Raw genomic sequence first — 25,117 nt, forward strand, 5'->3', positions numbered from 1 at the left:
CAGCACTCGTAATAAAAAAGCACCACTCACTGTATTCCAAATGAGTGGTGCTTTTATTTCACGGTAATCAATCAGCTTGGAAACAGCATTTCAATGCTTGGCATATTAAGCCACGTGCTTTTGTACCAAGATTGATCCAACTGAATAACCCGCACCGAATGAACACAATACACCGTATTCACCATCATTCACTTCATGTGCAGAACGATGTAATGCAATAATTACGCCTGCAGATGACGTATTGGCAAACTCATCCAAAATGATTGGCACCAAGCTTGGATCAGCTTCAGCCGCTTCTTTACCTACCACCAATTTCAAAATCAGTTCATTCATATTCTGATTGGCTTGGTGTAACCAGAAACGCTTAACCTGTTCAGGTTTAATCTGATTCTTCTCGAGCTGATTGGAAATCATTTTCGCCACAAGCGGACAAACTTCTTTAAACACTTTGCGACCATCTTGACGGAATTGCTTGTCGTCACGTGAAGTGAGCTCAGAACCGTTTAAGAAGCCAAAGTTATTACGAATATTATTCGAGAATTGCGTGAACAAATCTGTATCTAAAATCTCAAAACCTGTTTTAGTTTCAGTATTCTCAATAATTGATGCCGTTGCCACATCACCAAAAATGAAGTGACAGTCACGTGAACGGTAGTCAGTATGACCCGAAGTTAACTCAACATTCACCAATAGCACACGACGCGCACCAGTTTTAATTGCATCATAAGCTTGCTTTAAACCAAACGTCGCTGCTGAACATGCCACATTCATATCATACGCATAACCTTGAATACCAAGTGCAGTTTGAATTTCAATCGCTACCGCTGGATAAGCGCGTTGCAAGTTTGAACATGCCAAAATTACCACATCGATATCTTCTGCGGTTACCCCCGCATTTTCCATCGCTTGCTTTGCAGCAATGACGCCCCACTCAGCTTGAATCGATAATTCATCATCGCTACGCTCTGCTAAACGCGGACGTAAACGGTTTGGATCAAGTACACCGGTTTTTTCGACAACATATCGACGCTTCACACCCGATGCTTTTTCAATAAACTCTGCGCTAGAGCCACGACGTGCTTCTAACTCACCAGCTGCAATTGCATCAGCATGGTCTTGGTTATACTGTTCCACATAAGCATTTAGGCTTTCAACTAGCTCTTCATTGGTAATGACATGCTCAGGATGGAACAAGCCAGTACCTGTAATACGTATGCCCATGTAAAACTCCTTCTCTGAATTCGCTCTATATTAACTAATGCCAAGACGTTCCCATGATTTTTGTAGTCGGGTCTCAGAAATAGGCATCTTGGTTTTCATCGGTTGAGAAAATAGAGAAATGCGCAACTCTTCGATCATGAAATACAATTCTTTCAAACGAACGTCATTTTTATATTTAAATAATTTATCCATCCACGGATCAATTTGTCCAATGGCAGCAATATCTCGTTGGAGATTATTGGGCAAGCGGTCCAAACGCAATAGCAAAGCCGCTAAATATCGTGAATACTCAGTCCACACATCTACAGGTTTGCCATAGACAAAATCCGACAATTGCATTAGATCTAATTGATCTTCTATATCATCCATACTGCGCCCAAATATCTCGCCATCGAGCATCAGGAGTTTCTGGCGAATACTTTGCCACTGGATAAAAATATCACTCATCATTTTTAACGCGTGTTGTCCATGCGTTAAAAAGTTTTGTTTTACTTTCTGCAATAACTGCTGAAATTCGATCTGGTTGATCGGCAGTTCGGTAATCGCCAATTGTAGTGTGGCATAAACCAACATGTGTTCCAGCTGAGCCTTATCCCCTAAAGGTGAATAGGCCAATGCCATCGGCTTGGAGATCTGCTTTTTCAACTGACGGACTAAATCACCCAATTGCAAATGAATCAGACGAATAACCCCTTCACGATGTTGCTTGATGGCTTCATCCTGATCGTTAAAAGTCTGAATCACCACACCTGAATCGTCTTTAGCGTCCAGTTTGGCAAATACTTTGACGGGTACTAAAGCTTGATATTGCTTGACCACCACGCCCGTGACTTTATGCGAAGCTTCAAACACAAAATCTTCAGGGAAAGTCTGGAACTGCCCTTTGGCTTGCTTGACTGGGCTATGCGTTTCAGTCCGGCAACGCGCTTTTAACTCTGCTAAGTTACGCCCTTTTTCAATCACGCGCCCTTTTTCATCGATGACTTTGATAAACGGCAGCAAATATTGATCAATTTTTTCAAAAGAAAAATCTTTTTCAGTAATTTGCTCACCGCGTAACTGAAACGCCAAGAAGCTGAATAAATGCTCGCGCAAATGTACTGCATCAACGCGCTGCATTAATTTTTTCGCAGTATCTGGAATCGGTACCAAGTTACGGCGTTTATCTTTCGGTAGCGCTTTTAATAAGGCTTCAATCAAATCTTGACGCCAACCCGGAATTCCCCAAGACCAGATATTTTCATCCACTTGTGGCAAAGCCTGTACAGGTATTTTAACTGTCGCACCATCTTCATCATGACTTGGATCAAAACGATAACTTGCCGCCAGACGCAGCTCACCATTATGCAAATAGTCAGGGAACTGTTGGGTGGTCGGACGATCATTTAGCCACAGTGCATCATCTTCAACATACAAAAAACGTGGCTGTTTCGGTTCAATGGTCGCGCGCCAGTCTTCAAAGCTGCGACGACTGGCAATTTCAGCAGGTACCTTCGCTGCATAGAACTGGTAAATGGTTTCTTCATCGACCACCAAATCGCGACGACGGAGTTTATCTTCGACCCGCTCGACTTCTTCCAATTTGAGTAAGTTATGCTTCAAGAATGGCGGCATAATGCCCAAATTACCTGTGGTTAAAGCATCTCGAAGGAAGATTTCATGGGCCGCTGCTTGATCCACTTTTTCATAGTTGATCATACGCTTCGGTTCAATAATCAGGCCGAACAGTGAAATCTGGGCATAAGCATTTACAATGCCTGCTTTTTTCGACCAGTGCGGTTCAAAGTAATGATATTTCAGTAAGTCGCGCGCAGCCAATAGAATCCATTCAGGTTCAATTTTTGCCAACGTCCGCAAATAAACCTGTGAGGTTTCCACCATTTCAAATGCCATAATCCATGAGGTATTGGTCTTATGTAGAGTCGAAGCTGGAAACACGCGTGCTTTTTGCTGGCGTACCGCCATAAACACGTTCCGTTCATCGGTTTTATTGGCAATAAATGACAATAATCCTGTTAACAGCGCACGATGCAAGTTTTCATAACTGGCTTTTTTATCATTAAAAGAAAGATGCAGGCCTTTGGCTAAATCCAGCAATTGCTCATGGGTCTTTTTCCACTCACGTAAACGTAGCCAGCTCAAGAAATGCTGACGAGCAAATGTGCGGCGTTTATTTTCACTCATGGATTCGACTGGATCATGAATTGCTTCCCACAACTTCAAATAAAATAAGAAGTCGGAATCTGCTTCACGGAACAAGGCATGTTTCTGATCCGCCTGCATTTGTTTATCGGCAGGACGTTCACGCGGATCTTGCACCGCCAAAGCCGCCACAATAATCAGTACTTCATTTAAAACACCAAAATGCGCCCCGCCCACAATCATACGGGCCAAACGTGGGTCAATCGGCATTTTTGCCATCATTTGCCCAATTTTGGTCAGCCCATTACTTTGATGGGCTTTTTTGCCACGCCCAGTTTCGGAAGCTGGTTCTGCTTTGCTCTCAACAGACTGTGCTGCACTCTTTTCCGTTAAAGCGCCGAGTTCCACCAACAATTTACGCCCATCATTCACCAAACGATGATCGGGCGGCTCAATAAAATCAAATTGCTCAAGTGAACCCAAGCCCAGACTTTGCATTTGCAAAATGACCGATGCCAAATTGGTTCGCTTAATTTCAGGCTCGGTAAACTCAGGACGGCTCTGGAAATCTTCTTCGCTATACAGACGAATACACACCCCAGGGGCGATACGTCCGCAGCGTCCTTTACGCTGATTGGCTGCCGCCTGCGAAATAGCTTCAATCGGTAAACGCTGTACGCGTGAACGATAGTTATAACGCGAGATACGGGCAAAACCGCTATCAATCACATAACGAATATTGGGAACGGTCAACGCTGTTTCTGCAACGTTGGTGGCAATAATAATGCGTCGCCCACCACCCGTCGCATTAAAAATCTTTTGCTGATCTGCTAATGCCAAACGGGCATAGAGCGGTAAAATTTCGGTATGGCGGGGACCATACTTATGCAAGGTTTCTTGTAATTCTCGAATTTCCTGCTCAGTGCTGGCAAAAATCAAGATATCGGCATGTTCAGGATGTCCTTTTTCCTGTGCATCCTGAAAACACTCTTCGACCGCTTGCACCACAGCACGCGGTAAATTCTCTTCAAAATCATCAAATTCATCATCATCACTGCCCCCAATACTCAATTCAGAGATCGGGCGATAGCGGACTTCTACAGGGAAGCTACGTCCTTCAACTTCAAAAATAGGCGCGCCATTAAAATATTGGCTAAAACGCTGCACATCTAAAGTCGCAGACGTCACAATCACTTTTAGATCAGGCCGTTTTGGCAATAATTGCTTTAAATACCCCATAATGAAGTCAATATTTAATGAGCGTTCATGCGCCTCATCAATAATGATCGTATCGTATTTACTCAGATAACGGTCATGCGACAACTCTGCCAGCAAAATACCATCTGTCATTAAGCGTACAATCGAGTCTTGTGAGCCTTGCTCATTGAAGCGGACTTTAAAACTGATGGACTCGCCCAGTTTTTCACCCACTTCTTCAGCAATACGCTGAGAAACACTGCGTGCGGCCAAACGACGTGGCTGAGTATGACCGATCATGCCAGTCAAACCCCGCCCCGCCAGCATGGCGATTTGTGGCAACTGGGTAGTTTTGCCAGAGCCCGTTTCCCCTGCCACAATAATGACTTGATGCTGTTGAATCGCAGCCATCAATTGTTCAGCCGACTGCGTAACAGGCAGGTCTTGATTCAATTTAATCTGAGGAAGACGGGCAAAACGGGCACGCACTTTAAGATTGGACTGTTCAAACAGTTCCTGATATTGCTGTGGATCACCATCTTTAGTGCGGCGCAGTCGATTTAAACGATGACGGTCGCGGGCCATAACCCATTGATCGATATTTAAATGACTTTGCACAGATGATTTATCCCAAGAAAAAAATTTTAATCATGCATTTTACGCCTTAAGCTGCCATAGAGAAAGCCTCTAACACGCGATACTGAAATACGCCAAGAGTTCTGCTTATTTTTCAAGCCAATTTCAGCATGGAAATCACACGGTGAGATGTCGCGGATAAAATTAAAGGACAGCTTGGTGCAGAGACACAGCCATTCAGTTGTCAGAAAAATAAACAAAGACAACATACAAAAAAATCTTTTTTCAATTTTACCCTTGAAATTCAAGAGCAATGACTGCATGTTGAATAACGATTTAAATACGACAATTTGATTGTGACGTATTGTCATTTTTTCATCATCTGTTTCATTTGTAATAGCGGATGATGCTATTGGATGAAAGGGTGTTTAAATTGCTCATTCGGTTTTTCCGATGCTTGTGATGTAAAAATACCATTTCAGCAATCATAAAAATTTCGATATTCTACTTCCAAATTCAAAGACTAACCTCAATCATGGAGACAATGATGAGCTTAATTAATACTGAAGTTAAACCATTTAAAGCACAAGCATACCTTAACGGTAAGTTTATTGAAGTAACTGAAGCTGACCTTAAAGGTAAATGGTCTGTAGTTTTCTTCTATCCAGCAGACTTCACTTTCGTTTGCCCAACTGAGCTTGGTGACCTTGCTGACAACTACGCTGAATTCAAAAAATTAGGCGTTGAAATCTATGCAGTTTCTACTGACACTCACTTCACGCACAAAGCTTGGCACGATTCTTCTGCTGAAATTAAGAAAATTGAATACCCAATGGTTGGCGACCCGACTTGGACGCTTGCTAAAAACTTCGAAGTATTAATTGAATCTGCTGGTCTTGCTGACCGTGGTACTTTTGTTATCGATCCAGAAGGCAAAATCCAAATCGTTGAAATCAACGCTGGTGGTATTGGCCGTGACGCTCAAGAACTTCTTCGTAAAGTTAAAGCAGCTCAATACGTTCACGCTCACCCAGGTGAAGTATGCCCTGCTAAATGGAAAGAAGGCGACGCAACTCTTGCTCCGTCTATCGACCTAGTAGGTAAAATCTAATTTCTGATTAGATTGCATCAAAAACCACGCTTTATGCGTGGTTTTTTTATAATAAAAATCTGAGTTTTTTTATCAAGAATATATTTGAAGTCCTTACAAATTCTGTTATACATCTAAGTAAGTCTTTAACTTTATTGCAATGCACTAGAGCTTAGGCTTTTTGAATTATTATATAAATTCAAGGAGGTATGTATGGGGATAATGCTAGCCGTGACTTCTTGGAAATACAATGCGACTTCAAGATACTTAAAGATTTTTTATAATAATGGTTCCGGAGAACTCTACCACCCAGTGCCTAAATTTGTTTATGCGAATATGTTACGATGTAGTGATAAAGCCGCTTTTGTACATAAATACCTAGAATACGACTTGCACTTCACTCGCATTACCATCCAATAATACCAATAAAAAATCAGGGCTTACCCTGATTTTTTACGATTAGTGTGGTGTTCTGCAACAACTCAATAATCTTTTGCTGTAATCAGCAATAATCCAGCCCCTAAAGATAAGGTCGACAATAAGTATTGCCCTTCCTCTTTCACCAGATTAGTGAATGCTTTGACTTCTTCTGCATGCGAAATCACATTATCCACAATCAGCACACCGCCTTGTTGGGATAGAATCCGCTTTAAATCAGGCCAATAGCTGACATAGGCATCACGTTCCACATCTAACAGAATCAAATCAAAGGTAGAAGTGCAATCGGCCAAATAATCTTTGGCATCTCCCACCCAAAATTGGATACGTTGCTCCAGACCAAATTCTTGGGAAAATTGCTGCGCCTGAGCACTTCTTGCCGCATCTAATTCTAAAGTCGTGAGTTCACCTTGAGTGACCTGCAAAGCATCTGCCAGCCACAAGGTGGAATATCCCGTCGAAGTCCCAATTTCCAAAACACGCTGTGACTTTTGAATGCGGATTTGCATCGCCAAAAACTGAGCAGAATCCGGTTCGATATTGCGGTAACGTTGTAGGCGATCTTTTTGGGTGGCATCATGCTTTTTAAATGATTCATAGAGATCATTTAGTCGGTTTTTAAATTGTTGACTCAAGCTCATCGAGACGTCCCAGCTTTATCATTCAATATGTTTTAAATTTCAATTTTTATTTCATTCAATTTATAGTTATATATCAGTTTTTTGAATCAGGCGAAAACGAGGCACCACTTCGCCACTCTCTAAGGTCACTTGTTCACGAAACATAGTTAATGGTCGTACCCAAAGCGAGTAATCTCCATATAAACACTGATAAACCACAAGTTTCTCTTCTGTTTCACTATGTGTCGCAACAGAAAACACCTGATACAGCTGCCCTTTATAGTGTTGATAAATCCCACGGTCTAGCATGTTTTTACTCACATCAATCTCTAAAGCGCTTATGCTAAATCATTCAATTGTTTTTGCAAATTGACCTAGCTTTAATTGATGTATTTTCATAATAATCTAGGCAATACATCATGCTTGAAAGTAAAAATTATTCTATATTAGATAAAAAAACCACTTCCGAAGAAGTGGTTTTTTTATTCCCTTATTTCTTGAATGGGAATGCATATTTCACAATACGTTTAATCACGCTGCCATACTGCTTCACCAAACTCGCATTACTATAGTTCAAGCCATATTTCTCACACACCGCTTGCACTTTAGGTGCCATTTTACGATAGCGTCGTGCAGGAATATCTGGATATAAGTGATGTTCAATTTGATGACTCAAATGTCCTGTCAAAATATGGAAAGCTTCAGAACCTGTTAAGTTTGAAGAACCACGAATCTGACGCATATACCAGTGACCACGGCTTTCGTTTTGTAAAACTGTTTTCGGGAACACTTCGACATCTTTGGTAAAGTGACCACAGAAAATTACGCTGAAGGTCCAGATATTACGAATACCATTCGCAACCAAATTACCTGTAAAGACTGGCAATGCCGCAGGACCTGCGATCAATGGGAAAAACACATAATCTTTAAACAATTGTTTAGTAATTTTGCGTTGTAACGGTTTCCACTCTTCTTTCAGCTCTTGTTTGCTTTTACGACCAAACCAAACTTTACCCACTTCCAAGTTCTGAATTGCTACGCCCCATTGAAATAACAAGCAGAATGGAATGCTATACAAGGGTTGTAGTAAAAAGCCAGGTTTCCAACGCTGTTCTGGGAACAAACGCAATAAACCATAACCAATATCATCATCCATACCTTTAATGTTGGTGTAGGTATGATGCTTATAGTTGTGGGTTTGACGCCAGTTATCAGACGTTCCGACAATATCCCACTCGTAGTTTTGACCACTGAATTTAGGATCATTCATCCAGTCATACTGACCGTGCATGACATTATGTCCTAATTCCATATTTTCCATGATTTTGGCAAAGCCCAATAGGCCTGTACCTAAAATCCATGCTGGCGGGAACCAACCTGCAAATAAGCAAGCACGTCCTGCAATCGAAGCATACTGGACTGTTGAATAGACACGACGGATATATTTGGCATCTTTCTCGCCAATATCATCCAAAACTTCTTGTTTAATGGCATCTAATTCACGCGCCAATTCATCTAACTCAAACTGAGTAAGTTCACGATTTTTTGGATTTTTAAAATATTGAGCTTTTACAGGCATATTCATGATGTTGAACTCTCTTATAAATCAATCACAAGATCTGTTTTGGCAGAACTTACACATAGTTTTAATGGATTACTTGGCTCATGATTCTGTTGACCATTCAACATATCTTGAGTCGAACCTTGTACTTTATTACACACACATTTATGACAAACGCCCATACGACAACCATAAGTTGGCTTGACGTTGGCATGTTCCAAGCCCACCAAAATTGATTGACCACGCGGGATCGCCACCACTTTGTTGGATTTGCTTAACGTCACATTCACAAAGCCTGTGTCATCATTCGCTACAGGAGACATGCTAAATGCTTCGCTCTTAAATAATTGAGCCTGAGCAAAGAGCTGTTCTGCTTGCTGAACAAAACCCGAAGGTCCACAGGCATACACAACAGACTGTTCAATATCAGTCAATACGTCCACCTGAGCCGCATTTAAACGTGCATCAGCATGATCTTCCTGTGTGTAAAATACTTGATAGGAAAATTGCGGATACTGCTTGGCCCATTGTTCAAAATAAGATTTGAAAGCAAAGTCGGCATAATGTTTTACCCAGTACATCACATGCACTTTACGCTGTGATAATTGCTCTGCCTGCGCTAAGGCCGTAAGCAAGCTATACATTGGGGTAATACCACTACCTGCTGCTAGCAAAATTAGAGGTTGTGCTGGTTCAGGTAAAAGCATGTCACCATAAGGTTGACCAAATTCAAGAATGTCACCCACGTTGGCTTGATTAACTAACCAGTTACTGACTTTACCTTGTTCTACTTTTTTTACTGTCAGCAGAACATGTTGTGCATCAACTTGGGTCAAGCTATACGTACGCTCATAACGCGCACCTTGCACATTGACTATGACAGGATGATGCTGCCCTGCTTGGCCCATTTTAAAATGGCGGTTGACTTCAAGCGTCAAGCTTACCATTCCATCAGCCGTATTGTCTTTTTGTACAATCTTGCCTAATGGCTGATTTACAGACCAAAGTGGATTGAGCTTTTGCAACCAAAAGTTTAAAGAGTGTTGATCAACAACACTGTCGACTAAAAAATTAAGGGGAGAATTAGATTTCTTTAGCATGAACATCGTTTGGACCACGCAATTGATTTTTAATTATTATACACATGTATATATATTTGTATATATATTCGTCCTTTTTTTATTCATTCACATCACAGGCAGTAAAGGCTATAATGCCAAAAAGCCTTTAATCTATTGAAAAATATGAACCAGCCTTCGATCAAAACAAAACACGATACTACGACTCATGACCTAAATGTGGCACATGAACCTGTTGTGGTACGTTCTGTCGGTCGTAAAGCTACCATTACGAAAGATGAATTATTCCAAGCAGCACTCAAACTGATTGGACCAGAAAAAAGCATTGCCTCATTAAGCCTGCGAGAGGTTGCACGCGAAGCAGGCATTGCACCGAATAGTTTTTATCGACATTTCAAAGACATTGATGAACTTGCTATTGAACTGATTGACCGTTCAGGTATTGTACTGCGTCAAATTTTGCATGAAGCCCGTTTAAAAGCGATCAAGCAAAGCAGCATTATTCGCAGTTCTGTGGAAGTTTTTATTGAACAATTGAATACTGATGAAGGCAACTTAAGCTTATTGTTACGTGAAGGCTATACCGGCTCTGCGTCTTATAAACAGGCTGTAGATCGTCAATTAAATTTCTTCCAGCAAGAACTAAAGGATGACTTAATCCGATTAGAACGTCTCAATCACAGCAAAATGGCACATCCTGAGCTTGCTGCCAAAGCCATTACCCAACTGGTGTTCCACATGGGTGCCAAAGTCATTGATTTACCAAATGATGAACGTAAGGCGGTTGCAGAACAAACCATGATCATGATTCGTATGATTTTAGAAGGCGCACGCCATCTGGATGAGTCGCAAATCCGTTAAATTGATCATTAGTTAAAATATCCAATAAAAAAAGCACCTTACGGTGCTTTTTTAACTTGGAGCCAGTTAAACCTTAAGGTTTAACCACCACCAAGACCTGAATCGCTTCTGGGGTTACGGATAAGCCATCTAGTAATCCGATGCCTTCTTTTTGCAATTTTTGTAAGCGCGTGATTTCATCTTCACGAATACTCGGATTGAATTGCTTCAAATAGCTTAAACGATCAATTTCATATTGCCATTTGCTACCGTAGATTTCTTTGGCTTGCTGTTTCATTTCTGGTAAAGCAGCTTTAGCAATGTTCAGGGCTTGTTGATAACGCTCTTCAATTACATCACGACGTGCTTTTACCACCTGACGGCAGCTGTTGCTGTCTAAATGATGCAAATACGGTTTCAAAATGCTTGGCTCAATTTTCATTGACAAATCTTGCCCATTTTCACTGAGTAATACGCGAATCAATTGTTGCGGCAAACTTGATGGCAAGTTCAAGGCTTTTGGCGCAATCACATCGACCTTAAACCAGACTTCAAGTAGAACCGAACCTTGCTTTAATGCATTCGACTTTAAAATCGCAACGTTGGTACTGCCAAAGGCCTGCGTATTGATCATTTCCATCACGCTTTCAGTGAATGGATGCTCTAAAGTCAAATACTGTGCATCTTCACGCACTTGCGCTTGATCGCGATAGAAGGTCGCAGTCATGCCTTCTTCATCCAAAGTTAAACCTTGAACTTGCATCTGATCCGTCGGTTTAATAATAACTGTACCATTGCTTTGCTCATCAAAATCAATGTTGGTTGAAGCCATAAAACGCTTCATAAACATCGGCAAAGTGGTGTTGTCATCATAATCTTCTAGCGCTTGGACAATTTCTTGCGCCACGATAGGACGGCACGAATTGTATTCTAGTAAACGGTCACGCCCTGCTTGCAATTCCGCTTCTAGCGCTTCGCGTTGTACGCTGACTTCTTCTAGTAAGTCTTCAAACTTTTGCCCCATATCTGCAAGCAAGCAGTCTTTTAAGTCGACAATGAAGTTTTCTTGCAAGGTTTGTGCTGTCGGTGAAATATTACTGAAAATATTCAACGCTTCGTTATACCAACGGAACATCCGCTCTTGCGCTGTACCCTCTAGATATGGCACATGAATTTGAATGCGGTTTTCTTGACCAATACGGTCTAAACGACCAATACGCTGCTCTAAAACATCTGGGTTCGCTGGCAAGTCAAATAACACCAAGTCTGAAGCAAACTGGAAGTTACGCCCTTCCGAACCGATTTCAGAGCAGAGTAAAATCTGCGCACCATAAGAATCTTCTGCAAAATAGGCCGCTGCTTGGTCACGTTCCAATAAGCTCATGCCTTCATGGAACATGGCAGTACGAATCCCTGCATGCAGGCGTAACGCATTTTCTAAGGCTTCCACCACAGGACCGCTACGCGCAATCAATAACACTTTTTTGTGTTTTAACTGAGTACGCAGCATTTCCATGAGCCAGCCCACACGTGGGTCAGATTCCATCCAAGCCCCGTCAAGCTGTGCTTCTTCAGGCCACATCTGTTCACGCAGTTTGCCATCTTTAGACCAGTTTGCTGGTGCTGGCAGTGGTGCCGGTTGACAATCACGCCCAGGGAAACCTTGAATCGCTTCACGGGTATTACGGAATAAAATACGACCTGTACCATGGCGGTCCAGCAATTCATGAATTGCACGGAAACGTTGTTCAGGTTCATCTTGAATAGGATGACCCAACAATTGTTGAATTGCCGCTAAATGACTTTCATCAAGCGGTAAATCAGACATCAACACTTCAGCAATTTTAGCGGTATGCAGATACTTTTCTTCTTCATCCAAGAAGCGGTCTAAGGAACTAAAACGCTGTGGATCAAGCAAACGTAAGCGTGCGAAATGACTCTCTACACCCAACTGTTCAGGCGTTGCCGTCAACAGTAAAACACCCGGTGTTTGCTCTGCCAATTCTTCGACTAAATCGTAGCGGTCGTTACCACCTTCTTCTTCATTCCACATCAAATGATGGGCTTCATCCACCACCAAGAGATCGAAACCAGCTTCTAAGGCTTGCTCACGTAAGTCATCATGGTCAATCATCAAGTCTACACTGGCAATAATACATTGCTCAGTCAAGAACGGATTCAGTTCAGGGTCATGTTCTTTAATAGACGCTGTACGGGTTAAATCGAAAATAGAGAATGCCAAATTGAAACGACGGCGCATTTCAATCATCCACTGATACTGTAGTGAATCGGGCACTAAAATCAGAATACGTTCAGAACGTCCTGTTTTTAATTGTTGATGGATAATCAAGCCAGCTTCAATGGTTTTACCTAGCCCCACTTCATCGGCCAATAAAACTCGTGGTGCAAAACGCTTACCCACTTCATGCGCGATATACAATTGATGTGGAATCAGACCAACACGCGCACCCACTAGACCACGGAGTGGACTGCTTTGCATATTGGCTTGCATCAACAAGGCTTCAATACGCAGGTCGTACCATTCTTTATAATCAATTTGGCTGGCCAATAAGCGGTCAAGCGGCTTAGATAATTGAATCTGCGCGCCAATACGGGTTTCGTTTAAGGTTTTACGTTCTTGAGAACCATCTTCTAAAGTACGCACCACTGCATAACGCACCACGCCATGATTATGCTCTAAGGACTCGACCAGCCATTGCGTTCCTTCCTGATCATGAACTTCATCATTCGCATTAAATACGATACGAGATAAAGGGGCATTGTTTCGGGCATATACACGCGTTTCATCGCTTTTTGGAAATAAGATACTAATTGACCGTTCATCTACGTCAATTAATACCCCCAAGCCAAGCTCTGTTTCTGTGTCAGATAACCAACGTTGACCAATAGCGAACTGCTGCAATTTTTCCACCTTTATCTCAAATGTAGACCAAGAAATAATTGCTCAAAAGCGAATAACATTTGAACAAAATTTCATGTCTTTAAGCAATATATTTTGACATAAAGCGCACTAAAAAAGTGGGCTTATTTCGAATCTGAAGCGTTTTTTTGCCTTAAAAAGGCACGGGACAATAGAACTCCACCATCGCTTCTGTCTTCGGATGCAAAAAGCTGAGGCGTTCAGCATGTAGACATAAACGATCCAAAAGTAGCTGCTCGGGTGCGGCATACAGCGTATCCCCCACGATTGGATGTCCTAAGTACTGCATGTGTACACGTAGCTGATGTGAACGACCAGTAATGGGCGTAAGTTCTACACGAGTGACAGGTTGACCTTGCATTTCAAAATGCTCGGTCGCCTTCCAATGTGTTAATGCTGGCTTGTTATGGCTCGGGTCGGCAATATGTAAAGGTGGACGCGTCGGATCATACACCACAGGAACATCCACCGTTCCCTCACCCACCAGATGTCCTGCCACAACAGCTTGATATGTTTTTGAAGTTTGACGTTCTTGAAACTGACGAGAAATTCGGTTTTGCCCGAATTTGGACAATGCAAAAACCAAGATGCCTGAAGTATCACGATCCAGACGATGAATCAGCAAGGTTCTCGGTTCTTCTTTTAGCAACCGATTAATCACACAATCTTGCAAGTCAGCCGTTTTCCCTGGCACTGTAAGAATCCCCGCGGGTTTATGGATTACCATAAAATCCTCATCACGGTGGATCAGATGTTCATTCAGAAATTGACTCAAGAGATTTTCCAAGCTGACTGTGCAAACAAGCGGGCAATAATAAAAAGCTCACTCAGAAATTACAATGCAGAAACGGAGAAAAGTCAGCGTTTTTTACGATTTTACCCAAAAAAAGTGCTGATTGTATGCATATCATGAATTATGCCTCAGCAACTGTATCAATTTTTTTAAATTTCGACTGTGCATGACATCTTCGTAGCGAATCTCGGCACCGTTTGCACGCCATAATCCCACCAAACTGACCACTGCAACTGAGTCTAAATTGTACTCGGCCCAATCTCGAAATAAATCAAGCTCTAAGGGATCGAGCACTAATTGCTCTGCAACCGCGTAGATAATCCCTTTTTCTGACAAGACAAAATCCTTGGGTGCGCTCAACGCCCATAGCCGCAATAGACTGTGTGTATTCATATGATGAAATTGTTGCTGACACAACTTTTCAATCCACTGCACATGATGTTCACTATTCGCCAATAACACAGCATCATTCACCACACAAATCTGCTCACTCACAGAATGAATATGCGCTATGAACTGCTTCACCAGCGGATTAATTAAACCAATGGCCAGCAACTGTTGCCGATCAGACAAATATTCACCTAAGCGCTGCATGGCATCCATTGGATTGGCGAGATCCAAATCTAAAATAGGAATATCAAGTGCTTGTGCTTTTTGAATACAACGTTGCATATTTGCAGCCAGTTCACTACTGATCCAGTCAGGTTCGGCTCTCAACTGCTGCAAACCCATCACCAGTAATACACCCTGTGCAGAATTCAGTGACCATTTGGCTTGTGAAGCAGCCAGCTGAATTTTCTTTGGTAAAGGATAAAACATTAGCCCTAAACCTGTGCCAGAAACTGTTGAATCGCGAATTGTGCAATTTCTGCATCTTGGAATGACTTGACGCCAGAAATACCAACTGCCCCTACAAGTTGCCCTTGAAACAGGATTGGCTCACCACCCTCTAACATGCCCGACAAACTGCTCACCGTCAGGAAACCCTGTTGTCCATTGCGGATTAAATCTTCAAACAATTTACTTGGGCGCCGACTTATGGCAGAGCATTCAGCTTTTTCAAGACACAGCCGAGCAGTCATGGGTGATGCTCCATCCATACGCTTCATGCTTAACAAGCATCCTGTTTCATCTACCACGGCGATACTGACCGCAAAGCTGTTTTGCAATGCATATTCATAGGCGGCATTTAAGATCCATTCAGCATCGGCCAAGTCTAAACAATGTTTGGTTTTCATCTGTTTTCCTTACATAAAAAAGCCTGCAACATAGTCACAGGCATTTTTGAACAATCACTACAACTTATGCTTTCATTTCAGCAAAGGTTTCTTTGGCTGCCTGAACAGTAAACGCAATATCTTCATCACTGTGTGCACTTGAAATAAAGCCGGCTTCAAATGCCGATGGCGCCAAGTTCACACCACGTTTTAACATGCCATGGAAGAATTTACGGAATGCAGCCACATCACACTTCAACATTGAATCAAAACTGGTGATGTCTTCTTGATCGGTGAAATACAGACCAAACATTGCACCCGCTTGTTGAGTTTTGAAAGGAACACCCGCAGCATCTGCTTCTTGTTGCAAACCAGCCAGTAATTTTTCTAATTGTGCAATTAAGTTTTCATAGAAACCCGGTTGGCGCAAATGCTTGAACATTTCAATCCCTGCACGCATGGCCAATGGATTACCAGATAAGGTGCCCGCTTGGTAAACTTTACCTAAAGGTGCAATACATTCCATCACTTCGCGTTTACCACCAAAAGCACCCACTGGTAAACCTGCACCAATAATTTTACCCAAAGTGGTAAGGTCTGGTGTTACGCCATAATGGGCTTGCGCGCCACCGAGTCCAACACGGAATCCCGTCATGACTTCATCAATAATGAATACCGCGCCATGCTCATCACACACATCACGAATCGCCTGCAAGAATCCTTCTACCGGTTTCACCAAGTTCATGTTGCCTGCAACAGGCTCAACAATCACCCCTGCAATTTCAGCACCAAATTTGGCAAAGCATTCTTTTAGGGTTGCAATGTCGTTATACGGCAGGGTTAAAGTATGTTTGGCAAAATCGGCTGGGACGCCTGCTGAAGTTGCTTCCCCTTCACCCGTAGTCAGCAAACCCGAACCGGCTTTAACCAACAAGGAATCAGAATGACCGTGGTAACAGCCTTCAAATTTCACAATTTTGTCACGCCCTGTATAACCACGTGCTAGGCGAATTGCCGTCATGGTTGCTTCAGTACCCGAGTTAGTCATACGCACCATTTCAATTGATGGCATGATCTCACAAATCACATCGGCTAAAGTTGTTTCATGAACAGTCGGAGCCCCAAAACTCAAACCATCAACCGCAGCTTCTTGTACGGCTTTAATAATGTCAGGATGAGCATGTCCCAGAATCATTGGCCCCCAAGAGCCAACATAATCCACATAACGCTTACCATCCACATCAAACAAATATGCACCCTGCGCTTTTTCAATAAAAACGGGGGTTCCACCTACACCATTAAATGCACGTACCGGTGAATTGACACCACCTGGAATGTGTTTACTGGCTTGTTTAAATAGTTGTTCTTGCTTTGGAGATAAACTCATGAATTCACTCAACCTAAAAAGAAAATAATCGGTTTAAAACATTATGCAGTTTCAGCAAATAACTGTGCCCATGCATGCACACGGGATGGGATGTCCGCTACATTCAGCGCTAATATATCACTAATTACCGCGCAAAGGTCTGCACCCGCTGCAATCACAGCTGCTGAATTTTCAACAGTTAATCCCCCAATTGCACAAATGGGTACAGCATATTTTTGCTTCGCCTGAGCAATCACCTCAATGCCCACATTGCCTGCTTCTGGCTTGGTTGCTGTGGCATACACCGCACCAAAAGCAACATAATTCGCCCCATCAGCAATAGCTTTTTCAGCCAGTGGCAAGGAGTTCAAACAGGTGCGCCCAATAATCACACCTTGAGGTAAACGGGCAGCAGCATCGGCAATTTCACCATCATCCTGCCCCAAATGCACACCCAATCCGTATTGTTCTGCAAGAGCCAAATCATCATTGATCACAAATGGCACATCGTACTGTTCACATAAAGCTTTAATTTGCTCTACTTCAGCAGCTTGATCAGGTTTAGCAATTTTTTTACGACGATACTGTAGAATCGCCACCTGACCTGTAGCCAATGCAGCATGTAATTTTTCGAGCAAAATCGTTAAAGGATCATCATTGGTAATCAGATATAAGCCGCGCATAAAAAGCCTTTTAATACCGAATGCATCATTCAATACTCGATCATGAGCCTTGAACAACAACACTTTATAAAAAAAGCCATCATAGCATTATGATGGCTGTGAAACCGCTCAGATTCAGCAAATAATCACTGTCCTGATGGTTAATTACAGATAATGGCCTTCACGTTCTGGTTGATAAAGCACACGCTCAATCTTCACTTTCATTAAATGCCCATCGGGTTGTGGCCATTCAATTTCCTGCCCTTCCGCCAAACCCAAAATAGCAGCGCCAACAGGGGCTAGCACATTCACCTGACCTTTATCACCCCGAAAATCATGCGGATACACCAAGGTAATTTCCGTAGCGGTGGTATCTGGAGCAATTTTGATGAGCACACGCGCATTCATCGTGACAACATTGGCAGGAACATCTTGCGGAGCAACCACATTGGCACGTGCTAACTCTTCTTCTAAGTGCTCCATGGTTGGCGTTAATTTTGATTGATGTTCTAACATGGTTTCTAAACGGTTTAGATCCTGTTCAGAAACAATAATGGTAGGTCTATCCATAAAAACCGTCCTTTTAAAAAATCATGTTGAAGTGATGATTTATATCTTCTTTATTTTCAGTTGCTGATTTATTTATAACAGAAAATGAAACCAGGTGAAGCGCTACATTTTGTATAGCTATAAAAAAAGCCCCCCTTGAGGGAGGCTTCTCAAGTAGAGTGCAAATTATTTTGCATATACTGGGAATTTAGCACATACCGCTGCAACTTTTGCTTTTACGATTTCGATAACAGTTTCACTGCCTTTCGAGTCAAGAATGTCAGCAATCCAGCCTGCCAATTCGCGAACTTCTGCTTCACCAAAACCACGAGTCGTTACTGCTGGTGTACCAATACGGATACCTGAAGTAACAAACGGAGAGCGTGGGTCATTTGGTACAGAGTTTTTGTTCACTGTAATGTGAGCAGCGCCTAACCAAGCATCCGCATCTTTACCCGTAATGTCTTGCTTGATTAAAGATAACAAGAACAAGTGGTTTTTAGTACCGCCAGAAACAACATCATAACCACGCGCGATTAATACTTCAGCCATTGCTTGAGCATTTTTAACCACTTGTTGTTGATATGCTTTGTATTCAGGCGCCATCGCTTCTTTAAAGCAGATTGCTTTCGCTGCGATTGCGTGAACTAATGGACCACCTTGGTTACCTGGGAATACCGCTGATTGAAGTTTTTTCTCAATTTCTTCATTCGCTTTCGCAAGGATTAAACCAGAACGTGGACCACGTAAAGTTTTATGCGTCGTTGTCGTTGTAACGTCAGCAATTTGCACTGGGCTTGGGTAAACACCCGCAGCAACTAAACCAGCAACGTGAGCCATATCAACAAAAAGGTATGCGCCTACTTTGTCTGCGATGTCACGGAAACGCTGCCAATCAACGATTTGGCTATAAGCAGAGAAACCAGCAACGATCATACGTGGCTTGTGCTCAACCGCTAAACGCTCAACTTCTTCATAATCGATCTCGCCAGTTTCTGGGTTTAGACCGTATTGAATCGCATTATATGTTTTACCAGAGAAGCTTACTTTCGCACCGTGAGTCAAGTGACCACCGTGAGCCAAGCTCATACCTAAAACTGTGTCGCCTGGGTTAAGTAAAGCTAAATAAACTGCTGAGTTTGCTTGTGAACCTGCATGCGGTTGAACGTTAGCGTAATCAGCACCAAATAATTCTTTAGCACGGTCAATTGCCAATTGTTCAATGATGTCTACATATTCACAACCGCCATAATAGCGTTTGCCTGGGTAGCCTTCTGCATATTTGTTAGTGAGTTTTGATCCTTGAGCTTCCATTACTGCTGGTGAGCAATAGTTTTCTGATGCGATTAACTCAATATGAGCTTCCTGACGAGCGTCTTCGTTAGAAATTGCTTGAGCTAATTCTGGATCAAATTCAGCAATAGAGATATTGGCAAACATTAGCGAGGTCCTATGTATTTAGGGCTTTTAAGCCGTGCTAAGATTGGCGCGTATTGTAGCATGAAGTTTATAAATATTGAGAATGAAGTTTACTCAGTTTTAAATAAAAAAAGCCCATGTCGATAAAAAACATAAGCTGATTTATTCAAAGCAACTTATTGAATTGGCATTAATGTTTGCACATCCGTAATAATATTCGGAATATTCAATACATAGGCCGTTCCATGATCCCAAGTTAGACCTGTTCGATAAGAAATAGATGAGTTTTTCGCAGCGTCTCCACTTAACAGCGTATCGGTCGCAATTTTTGGCACTGTCGTATCTAGCGCACCCTGATAAATAATTATTGGCGTACCAATTTTAACTTGAAGGGGTTGCGAATCACTATCTAGGAATTTCTTAACTGGGGACAACGTCATAAAGTTACTTTGTGTTCGCGGATAATTACTAATATCCCCTCCGTGGGTTTGAGCATAAGACAGCATACCTAAACCAAACTCCTGCCCTAAAGAGGTATAACAATCTGTTTCAGCATTATCTGCAATTTGGTCGGTTGGGGATTTAAATACCTGACTATACTGTAAGGTCGGATTAGGATTACGTAATCCCGCAGTAATTAAAGCCGTAAAGGTATCTAACGATGCTAGTGTGGTAATTTTTTCACTTAAATCTGTTTGCTGTGCGGCAAGACCCTCTCCGACTGTTAAGATCAACTCAAGATTCGAGGCAGGTGCAACAGCAACTGTGCCTTTATAGTCTAGCTGCGCCCGAGATTGGTATTGGGCTGCAGCTAATGCCGCATGACCGCCTTGTGAATGCCCAACCGTCATCCATCGACTGGCTGCTTTTGTCCCCAAATAATTACGTGCCGCAACCACGGCATCGGTAATCGAAAAGGCTTCACTTTTTACATTCAAGAAAGGATGTAATTCATCATTTTTTGGCTCACCTAGACCCTCATAATCAGGTGCAACCACGGCATAGCCAGCCAACAGCAAACCATTAATCATGGCCTGGATATAACTATTTAACTGATTCCGACTTGGGGCACAAATATCTGCCACCCCTGTAGTACCATGCGCCCAAACTACAATAGGCCAACCTTTTGCTGGTGGCGCAGTTTTAGGGGTAAACAGTAAAGCGGTTGCTTGTACCTCTGTATTATCAATACCTAACATTTTATAGGTCATGACCACACTTTCACCCGCAGTCGCGGACATGTCAGTTAAGGTATATGCTGTTGGGGTAGACACCACAGGATTCACAATATTATTTTTCGGAATATTGTCACTCGATACATAAGAATCATGGTCATCATCGTGACACGCTGTCAGTAACATGGCGGTACTGGTCAACACGGCAATCAGCAGTTTTTGATGCATATTTATATCCTTATTCAATTTTTATTGTTTTTTGCTTCACTTTCAGCAACGCTTTATTTTTACGCTTTTTTATCCACTTGTTCAATTTTATTTTGATTCGCTCTAAATTTTGCACTTTATCAACAAGATTTAACCCTTTTTCTTTCTTTTCAAGCGCGTCAGGCTTAACCAGCATTTGTCTCTTGATCTTTGAAAATGTTAAATTGCAGCATTGCGCTGTACTTTAGGATCATCATATGCAAGCCATTATTCTGGATACCGAAACACATACCTTAAATGGTCAACCCATCGAAATTGCATATGCACCGATTCACGTCGAACAGGGCAAACTCACCTTAGATAAATCCAAATTATTTGACCAGCTCTATAGTGTCGATGAACCGATTTCTTTTGCCGCTATGGCGGTGCACCACATTTTAGAGTCGGATTTAATTAATCAGCCACATTATAGTAATTTTAGTCTTCCCTCTGATACGCAGTACATTATTGGTCATAATGTCGATTACGATATTCGAGCGATTGAAAAATGTGGCGTTGACACCAGTGCCATCAAAGCGATTTGTACTTTGGCACTGGCACGTCGTGTCTGGCCTGACGCAGAAGCCCACAATATTTCTGCTTTAATTTATATGATCAGCAAAGGCAGCGAAAAAGCCCGAGAAATGATTAAAAAAGCACACCGTGCTGATATGGACATTATTTTAACGGCCAATATCTTAATGCACATTGTGCACCAGCTAAATATTAATAGTATTGAAGAACTCTATATTGCTTCAGAAGATGCTCGCATTCCACGCAGTATTAACTTTGGCAAACATCGTGGCACCAATATCAGCGAGCTCCCTGCTGACTATATCCAATGGTTATTACGCCAAGATGAGCTCGACCCTTACCTTCGCAAAGCTTTAGAAAATGTGAATTTAGTCACATTATAAATCCATGATTTGTAATTAAATTTTAACAGTAGTGTAATTTTCACGCAGTATAGTCTGCTTAATTTATCTCATGGAATAAATTAAGACATGATTCACTATTCTAAGACACAACTAGGACATGACGCACTAAAACACCGCTCTATGCAATTAAATGCGCGACAACGCCGCTTATTGGTACTGATTGGCACAGAAGATTTTGACTCCATGAACGAAATCTTCAAGCAGCGTCTTGCCCCGCCAGAATTGATTGAGCAATTGAGTGAAATGGGGCTGATCATGGCTTCAAGTGCCCCATCCTTGACTCAACATGAATTGATTGAGCAACCCGTACATACGGGAATCAACAAAACTCAATCTGAGCAACACACAGCCCACGTTGCCGCTCAACAACAAGAAACCGTTCAAAGTTCAGAACCCGCAGCACAGCCCGTTTTACTCTCTCAAGAGCAAATCATTCATTCTCCCCAAGCCGTGACTGAACCTGTCTTTGAAGATATCGTTGCGCTCGATTTTGATGATGTGAAGTACCTAATGGCGCAGCTTTTACAAAAATACTGCGGACTCATGGCAAAACAACTCATCTTACGAATTCAAGGCTCAGAGGATATTCGCGCATTAAAACTATGCCAAATGCAGTGGATTACCCAGCTCCAAGAAACGCGTATTCCTCCTAAAGAGCTCAATCGAATTTTGCATCAAATTAATTTCTCTTTACAGAAGTTAAATCCTGCTTAGGCTGTTTAGATGTTTTTTCTTTTATATAAGGCAAAATACCGCTTAAGCCTGCCCATGGGTTCCATGAATTTATTTTTAAATCATCAGCTTGGTATGCCTTATTCCTTTCAATCTAATGATTGATCTCCCGTGTACACCAAGCTTTCGACTTTCGCGTTATAGATCATTTTTTTAAATCAGTTGAAATAGTCAGATTTAGGTACGACTATAATGCCGCAATATTTGTTTTTTCATCCCGATGATCATCCTGCTTATCTTAAAAAGGTCGGCAATTGGGTGATTACTTTCGCATCTCAGCAGCCTTATACAGCGCATACTCAATTAATGCTTCGTTATGTGATTCCACAACAAATGGACAATACGCTACAGCTTCGTAGCATATGCATTGAGCAGTCTAAACAAGAAAATTACTGGGAAATTCAGTTACTGCAATGTTATGACGCACAGCTTAACACTGAAATGCTTCTTGCCGTTCAAGAGCAGCGCGCACAAGAGATGCTGCATACACTCATTCAAGAATTTCAGAAATACGATGTCGATGTGCAATTGAAAAAAGAGATTGCAGAAAACTGAGAGTAGATTAACAAAGTAGAATTTTGTACCCTATAAATAGCAAGAACTCGCATTTCTGCGAGTTCTTTTATGTTGAATGGCTAGTGCTGATTTTTTATTTGAACTTAACGTTACAAATTCAATTAGCTGTCAATGATCCGTCCAACTACTTCGTAGCTCTTAGTGTTGCTAGCTACTGTAGTTTTAATATAAGACGATGCAATAAAATGAGCAAGTAGTAATGACATTTCAGAACAAAAAATATTCAAAAAATAAATTGATTTTAGAATAATTTAATGTCATTACACTATCCAAACAACAACTTAAGTATTTATATTATAGTAATAATTTTTAAAAACCTCCTATAATCTGAACAAAGAACTGTAAAACTTAATTCGCTTTTATCCTTAACTAAATACATGCTGATTTTGCTGGCATTCTTCTTTCATTGGGGAGGATAGACCAAACCGTTTAAAGCTGATCCTAGATAAGTTTTCTGTGCCATCCATTGGCACAGAAGCATCCATAAAAAAGTCATGAGCAGTGTTTTAATTTAAATGAATGACGACTTGAGGCTGATCTTTCTTTAAATACTTAATTAAAATTAATGAGAAAGCAGCACAAAAAGCAGGTAGTGCCAATACACTCATAATTTCAAAACTTGAAAGGTTTAATGACATTAACCAGCCGCCGACTATTGAACCTACGACTGAACCTGATCGGCCCACGGCATTCGCCCAACTCACACCTGTTGCCCTACAGTGTGTTGGATAAAAACCTGAAGCAAAAGCATTTACACCTACTTGTGATCCGCTGATTCCTATTCCAACCCCAAACATACCAATCATTAGTAAAATGGTATTTCCATATTCAATGCCAAGCCCAAGGCAGATTAGGAAAATGGCACCTAAGACATAAGCAATGCTCAGAATTATGATGGTTATTCATACTTCCAAATTTTGAGAGGCGGTTATCGAATCAATCGGGAAACTCTCCAATAGCAGCGTAAAGCTTATCCCAAACAAATTGATTCCTTCGCTGAGTACTTAGCTCGAGCTCTTCTGTCTTTCGAAATTCATCTGCAACCAATTTAAAAGTATTCTTTTGGAATCGTGTTAATTCATCTTCACTTTGCTTCTGAATTGCAGGGTCAATATTTTGTGCAAGTAACTCTCTAAACTGACTTCGTTTGGTACGAGCTTTGGATAATGTACAACTCGGATATATACCAATAGCAATCGTGGCTCTTTTCTTCGAAATTGGGCGGACATCATCAAAACGCCAATATGCCCCACCGTTCTGATCCAATAACAGATAAAGACCACCACCATCTGAAAGCTTCATATTTTTTCAAATGATTTCTTTTGCATTGAGATTGAAGATTTAATTTTTGAGTCAGTTAGACTAAGCACTAATTTAGGCATCTTTTTACGGTATCCTAAAACGCTCTTGGAGCGTATCGGACAAACCTATAGCGTAAGTGATTTATTTTAAATAGTTTTCAGATAACATCGGAAGGGATAAAACAAGAAAATGGTGCGCTCAGCGGGAATCGAACCCACGACCCCAAGCTTCGGAAACTTGTACTCTATCCAACTGAGCTATGAGCGCGCGAGTCACATGATAGCAAAAAAATAAAGAAGTGAAAGCAACTATATATAAATCCTTCATTTTTATGATTAGAGTTTAATCAATGTTCTAACTGTGCAACGCAGTATTCCCTGTATTTCACTTGGTTTATTGTGCAAGATCGCTCACAATAGCTGCACTCTATATGCTGT

General features: G+C 41.7%; 23 protein-coding genes, 1 tRNA gene and 1 pseudogene. 6 read left to right on the top strand and 19 right to left on the bottom strand.

The genetic code is table 11. The features are described from left to right. Positions 1-105: 105 nt before the first annotated feature. Both AC6CHI_RS04030 and hrpA read right to left on the bottom strand, forming a co-directional pair. On the bottom strand, positions 106-1,221 hold the full coding sequence (locus AC6CHI_RS04030) for a beta-ketoacyl-ACP synthase III (RefSeq protein ID WP_458891455.1): 1,116 nt from the start codon (positions 1,219-1,221) through the stop codon (positions 106-108). A gap of 30 nt (positions 1,222-1,251) precedes the next feature. Continuing rightward, positions 1,252-5,178 (bottom strand): ATP-dependent RNA helicase HrpA, encoded by a 3,927-nt coding sequence (gene hrpA, locus AC6CHI_RS04035; RefSeq protein ID WP_498119546.1) that lies wholly within the window; start codon positions 5,176-5,178, stop codon positions 1,252-1,254. Positions 5,179-5,683: 505 nt separating this feature from the next. Here hrpA and ahpC point away from each other — a divergent pair. After that, entirely contained in the window at positions 5,684-6,247 is a 564-nt protein-coding gene (gene ahpC, locus AC6CHI_RS04040) for an alkyl hydroperoxide reductase subunit C (protein ID WP_458891453.1), read from the top strand. Positions 6,248-6,439: 192 nt separating this feature from the next. Next, positions 6,440-6,646, top strand: coding sequence for a KTSC domain-containing protein (locus tag AC6CHI_RS04045; protein ID WP_100241644.1), 207 nt, complete (start codon positions 6,440-6,442; stop codon positions 6,644-6,646). 62 nt (positions 6,647-6,708) lie between these two features. Here AC6CHI_RS04045 and AC6CHI_RS04050 read toward each other — a convergent pair whose 3' ends face one another. The 4 genes from AC6CHI_RS04050 to AC6CHI_RS04065 form a co-directional block, all read right to left on the bottom strand. Next, positions 6,709-7,305, bottom strand: a complete 597-nt coding sequence (locus AC6CHI_RS04050) for an O-methyltransferase (RefSeq protein ID WP_498119548.1) — start codon at positions 7,303-7,305, stop codon at positions 6,709-6,711. Positions 7,306-7,371: 66 nt separating this feature from the next. Beyond that, positions 7,372-7,593, bottom strand: coding sequence for a DUF1653 domain-containing protein (locus AC6CHI_RS04055; RefSeq protein WP_498120039.1), 222 nt, complete (start codon positions 7,591-7,593; stop codon positions 7,372-7,374). Between the two features lie 181 nt (positions 7,594-7,774). Continuing rightward, positions 7,775-8,869 carry a fatty acid desaturase family protein gene (locus AC6CHI_RS04060; protein WP_498119550.1) on the bottom strand — a complete coding sequence of 365 codons (1,095 nt, stop codon included), beginning with the start codon at positions 8,867-8,869 and terminating at the stop codon, positions 7,775-7,777. Positions 8,870-8,883: 14 nt separating this feature from the next. Then, positions 8,884-9,951 (bottom strand): ferredoxin reductase, encoded by a 1,068-nt coding sequence (locus tag AC6CHI_RS04065; protein WP_498119552.1) that lies wholly within the window; start codon positions 9,949-9,951, stop codon positions 8,884-8,886. Positions 9,952-10,089: 138 nt separating this feature from the next. Between AC6CHI_RS04065 and fabR the strand changes: the two genes are divergently transcribed. Then, the gene (gene fabR, locus AC6CHI_RS04070; RefSeq protein WP_458891449.1) at positions 10,090-10,785 is read left to right on the top strand and encodes an HTH-type transcriptional repressor FabR; all 696 of its coding nucleotides are present in this window, start codon (positions 10,090-10,092) and stop codon (positions 10,783-10,785) included. Positions 10,786-10,858: 73 nt separating this feature from the next. Here fabR and rapA read toward each other — a convergent pair whose 3' ends face one another. From rapA to AC6CHI_RS04120, 10 genes are all read right to left on the bottom strand, one after another. Next, positions 10,859-13,696, bottom strand: coding sequence for an RNA polymerase-associated protein RapA (rapA, locus tag AC6CHI_RS04075; RefSeq protein WP_498119554.1), 2,838 nt, complete (start codon positions 13,694-13,696; stop codon positions 10,859-10,861). 142 nt (positions 13,697-13,838) lie between these two features. Then, a complete protein-coding gene (locus AC6CHI_RS04080; RefSeq protein ID WP_458891447.1) occupies positions 13,839-14,480 on the bottom strand; it encodes an RluA family pseudouridine synthase in 642 nt (213 codons plus the stop codon). A 132-nt stretch (positions 14,481-14,612) separates the two neighbouring features. Further along, positions 14,613-15,317 carry an acyl carrier protein gene (locus tag AC6CHI_RS04085; RefSeq protein ID WP_498119556.1) on the bottom strand — a complete coding sequence of 235 codons (705 nt, stop codon included), beginning with the start codon at positions 15,315-15,317 and terminating at the stop codon, positions 14,613-14,615. 5 nt (positions 15,318-15,322) lie between these two features. Then, a complete protein-coding gene (locus AC6CHI_RS04090; RefSeq protein ID WP_498119558.1) occupies positions 15,323-15,736 on the bottom strand; it encodes a GlcG/HbpS family heme-binding protein in 414 nt (137 codons plus the stop codon). 64 nt (positions 15,737-15,800) lie between these two features. After that, the gene (gene hemL / locus AC6CHI_RS04095; RefSeq protein WP_498119560.1) at positions 15,801-17,102 is read right to left on the bottom strand and encodes a glutamate-1-semialdehyde 2,1-aminomutase; all 1,302 of its coding nucleotides are present in this window, start codon (positions 17,100-17,102) and stop codon (positions 15,801-15,803) included. 41 nt (positions 17,103-17,143) lie between these two features. Next, positions 17,144-17,764: a thiamine phosphate synthase gene (gene thiE / locus AC6CHI_RS04100; protein ID WP_498119562.1), complete on the bottom strand. Its 621-nt coding sequence runs from the start codon at positions 17,762-17,764 to the stop codon at positions 17,144-17,146. A 144-nt stretch (positions 17,765-17,908) separates the two neighbouring features. After that, positions 17,909-18,313, bottom strand: coding sequence for a nucleoside diphosphate kinase regulator (rnk, locus tag AC6CHI_RS04105; protein ID WP_458891441.1), 405 nt, complete (start codon positions 18,311-18,313; stop codon positions 17,909-17,911). Between the two features lie 165 nt (positions 18,314-18,478). Then, positions 18,479-19,732 carry a serine hydroxymethyltransferase gene (gene glyA, locus AC6CHI_RS04110; protein WP_498119564.1) on the bottom strand — a complete coding sequence of 418 codons (1,254 nt, stop codon included), beginning with the start codon at positions 19,730-19,732 and terminating at the stop codon, positions 18,479-18,481. 155 nt (positions 19,733-19,887) lie between these two features. Further along, on the bottom strand, positions 19,888-21,114 hold the full coding sequence (locus AC6CHI_RS04115) for an alpha/beta hydrolase (protein ID WP_498119566.1): 1,227 nt from the start codon (positions 21,112-21,114) through the stop codon (positions 19,888-19,890). A gap of 10 nt (positions 21,115-21,124) precedes the next feature. Further along, the gene (locus AC6CHI_RS04120; RefSeq protein ID WP_498119568.1) at positions 21,125-21,289 is read right to left on the bottom strand and encodes a hypothetical protein; all 165 of its coding nucleotides are present in this window, start codon (positions 21,287-21,289) and stop codon (positions 21,125-21,127) included. A 61-nt stretch (positions 21,290-21,350) separates the two neighbouring features. On the opposite strand from AC6CHI_RS04120, the gene AC6CHI_RS04125 reads away from it, so the two are divergent. The 3 genes from AC6CHI_RS04125 (at position 21,351) to AC6CHI_RS04135 (ending at position 23,357) form a co-directional block, all read left to right on the top strand. Then, entirely contained in the window at positions 21,351-22,049 is a 699-nt protein-coding gene (locus AC6CHI_RS04125; RefSeq protein ID WP_458891437.1) for an exonuclease domain-containing protein, read from the top strand. Positions 22,050-22,136: 87 nt separating this feature from the next. Further along, positions 22,137-22,784: a hypothetical protein gene (locus AC6CHI_RS04130; protein ID WP_498119570.1), complete on the top strand. Its 648-nt coding sequence runs from the start codon at positions 22,137-22,139 to the stop codon at positions 22,782-22,784. Between the two features lie 210 nt (positions 22,785-22,994). After that, positions 22,995-23,357, top strand: coding sequence for a hypothetical protein (locus AC6CHI_RS04135; RefSeq protein ID WP_498119572.1), 363 nt, complete (start codon positions 22,995-22,997; stop codon positions 23,355-23,357). A 527-nt stretch (positions 23,358-23,884) separates the two neighbouring features. Here the strand turns inward: AC6CHI_RS04135 and AC6CHI_RS04140 are convergent. From AC6CHI_RS04140 to AC6CHI_RS04150, 3 genes and pseudogenes are all read right to left on the bottom strand, one after another. Then, a pseudogene (locus tag AC6CHI_RS04140) lies at positions 23,885-24,268 on the bottom strand (aromatic acid/H+ symport family MFS transporter); the annotation flags it as partial. A 46-nt stretch (positions 24,269-24,314) separates the two neighbouring features. Continuing rightward, positions 24,315-24,680, bottom strand: a complete 366-nt coding sequence (locus AC6CHI_RS04145; protein WP_498119573.1) for an integrase arm-type DNA-binding domain-containing protein — start codon at positions 24,678-24,680, stop codon at positions 24,315-24,317. Positions 24,681-24,870: 190 nt separating this feature from the next. Beyond that, positions 24,871-24,947 (bottom strand) — tRNA-Arg (locus AC6CHI_RS04150). Positions 24,948-25,117 lie beyond the last annotated feature (170 nt).

Source organism: Acinetobacter sp. GQ146 (assembly GCF_059758585.1).